The organism is Prevotella sp. HJM029 (genome assembly GCF_000599605.1).
In the GTDB taxonomy this organism is placed as follows: domain Bacteria; phylum Bacteroidota; class Bacteroidia; order Bacteroidales; family Bacteroidaceae; genus Prevotella.
The window spans coordinates 1-2,272 of sequence record NZ_KK082675.1 but is presented as its reverse complement, the minus strand read 5'-3'; the positions used below and the strand labels follow the sequence as shown (position 1 = coordinate 2,272).

Genomic DNA, 2,272 nt, shown 5'->3' with positions numbered 1-2,272 from the left:
TTTCCTCATAAGTGCCCTCAATCATCACACCTTGGTAGATGACTGTCGAGAATCCTCCTTGGTGGGTATACGAGAAGTCTATACGTCTCATCTTCTCATTTGTCCCAGGGTAACATTCGTACAGGAGAATGGTCTCTAGAAATAGCTTACCGCTATATTCCCTATAGTCATATAGCAAGTAGTTATCATAATTATCCCTCAGGAAGTCTACCCCAAAGTATCCCACATTGGACTCAATAGCACAGTAGGGGCTACCATCATCATTGAGTATCGTTGCAAAGTAGACCTCTTGCTTCTCGTGGGCTTCACGAGAAGCAAGCTCCAGTAGACCCTCTTTCTTCTTGTGACGAGAATAGCGAGTTTTGTTGTAGCTATCTAATTGGAATAGGGTGGTTTCTTCTGTACAAATATGATTACCTACCCAAGTACTATTAAATATTGTCTTCATAACTAATTATATAATTTATTATTCGTATTTCTGATTTTTATGCGAAGCTTATCTGCATAGTTTATCACATTTTGTGGGATTGGCTTCTTTTGCACAGGCACCTCAAGGATCATTTGTCCATCAAGAACTTTTCCATTATTTGCCTTGAAGATACCAGCATTAGCCCCACTTATATTGGATGGTACATCTGCTATTTTTGTCCCAGGTGCATATTTATCCGACAGTTCCTTTAAGTAACGAATCGCAGTCTCCTCTGACACCTCACTAAGCTGGGTATACTTACGAGAAACAATCTCGCCTGTGTGAGGGGTATAGGAATCCAGTCTTACATACTGATGCTTTGTAGGAGACCCTTCTGGTAGATTTATAGCTTTCTTCGGTGCTTCTAAATAAACCTCATTATAAGGATAGAACTTGGCACGTGCCTTGTTGAATGCGAGCATCTTTACTTCTTAGATTCTTGATAGCGTGCGATATCTCGCTGGAGATACTGTCTAAATGCTGGGAACTCCTTGTCCGTATACTCAAGAATACGTTCCCGAGCCTGCAAAGGAATGCGGTCCAAGCGTATAAGTTGGTCATATTCTCCAAACTTAGGATAATCAACCCAAAGCTTCTCCAACTCCTCTTTTGAGATGGGGGGATGCTCTGCTGTGATTTCCTCATAAGTGCCCTCAATCATCACACCTTGGTAGATGACAGACGAACACTCTCCTTGGTGGGTATACATGAAGTCTATACGTCTCATCTTCTCATTCGTCCCAGGGTAACATTCGTACAGGAGAATGACCTCTAGAAATAGCTTACCGCAATATTCCCTATACTCATATAGCAAGTAGTTATCGTAGTTTTCTCTCAGGAAGTCCAGTCCAAAGTATCCCACATTGGACTCAATGGCGCAGTAGGGGCTACCATCATCATTGAGTATCGTTGCAAAGTAGACCTCTTGCTTCTCGTGGGCTTCACGAGAAGCAAGTTCCAACAGCCCTTCTTTCTTCTTGCGACGAGAGTAGCGAGTTTTGTTGTAGCCATCTAACCTAAATAGTGTACTGTCCTCACTTTGTAATTCTTTATAGCCTTTACTCCAGGCTCTAAATGTCACTGTCATATTTTTACTATCTATATATCTTTCCATTGATGTCTCTAATCTGAATATTATTGTCTCGAGCATATTTCAATATGCTCTCTCGTACTGATTTCTTTTGCACAGGCACCTCGAGAATCATTTTCCCTTTTAAGTCACGCCCTTGGTTAACCTCGAAGATACCTTTATTCAAACCTGTTCTATTTGAAGGCACATCAGCAATGACCGAACCAGGTGCGTATTTATCCGATAGTTCCTTTAAGTAACGGATTGCAGTCTCCTCTGACACCTCACTAAGCTGGGTATACTTACGAGAGACGATCTCGCCTGTGTGAGGGTTATAGGAATCCAGCCTCACATACTGATGCTTTGTAGGAGCCCCTTCTGGTAGATTTATAGCTTTCTTCGGTGCTTCTAAATAAACCTCATTGAAAGGATAGAACTTGGCACGTGCCTTGTTGAATGCGAGCATCTTTACTTCTTAGACTCTTGATAGCGTGCAATGTCTCGCTGGAGATACTGCCTAAATGCTGGGAACTCCTTGTCCGTGACTTCTAATATCGTATCTCGAATGACCATCGGAATACGATCCAAGCGTATGAGTTGGTCATATTCACCGAACGCAGGGTAGGTTAGACAAAGTTTGGAATAGTCCTCTTCTGAGAGAGGAAACTCCGATGTCTCGGTACAATCACTCCACGTGCCTACTCCTCCCTTATATTTCACAACTCCCCATGTTT

Annotated in this window: 4 protein-coding genes and 1 pseudogene; all 5 read right to left on the bottom strand. The window is 42.3% G+C overall.

Translation table 11 applies throughout. From position 1 onward, the window contains the following. Positions 1 to 448: hypothetical protein (locus tag X919_RS15460; protein WP_036918038.1), on the bottom strand; the 448-nt coding region annotated here is incomplete at its 3' end. A gap of 2 nt (positions 449 to 450) precedes the next feature. Further along, a complete protein-coding gene (locus X919_RS15455) occupies positions 451 to 891 on the bottom strand; it encodes a hypothetical protein (protein ID WP_051502537.1) in 441 nt (146 codons plus the stop codon). Positions 892 to 893: 2 nt separating this feature from the next. Further along, positions 894 to 1,556 carry a hypothetical protein gene (locus X919_RS0112560; RefSeq protein WP_028900411.1) on the bottom strand — a complete coding sequence of 221 codons (663 nt, stop codon included), beginning with the start codon at positions 1,554 to 1,556 and terminating at the stop codon, positions 894 to 896. Positions 1,557 to 1,563: 7 nt separating this feature from the next. Further along, the gene (locus X919_RS15450) at positions 1,564 to 2,004 is read right to left on the bottom strand and encodes a hypothetical protein (protein WP_051502536.1); all 441 of its coding nucleotides are present in this window, start codon (positions 2,002 to 2,004) and stop codon (positions 1,564 to 1,566) included. Between the two features lie 2 nt (positions 2,005 to 2,006). After that, positions 2,007 to 2,272, bottom strand: a pseudogene (locus X919_RS16940) (hypothetical protein); the annotation flags it as partial.

Excerpts from the sequence above, each read along its gene's own strand:
- X919_RS15450 (WP_051502536.1), bottom strand. The coding sequence starts at position 2,004 with ATGCTCGCATTCAACAAGGCACGTGCCAAGTTCTATCCTTTCAATGAG.
- X919_RS15455 (WP_051502537.1), bottom strand. The coding sequence starts at position 891 with ATGCTCGCATTCAACAAGGCACGTGCCAAGTTCTATCCTTATAATGAG.
- X919_RS0112560 (WP_028900411.1), bottom strand. The coding sequence starts at position 1,556 with ATGACAGTGACATTTAGAGCCTGGAGTAAAGGCTATAAAGAATTACAA.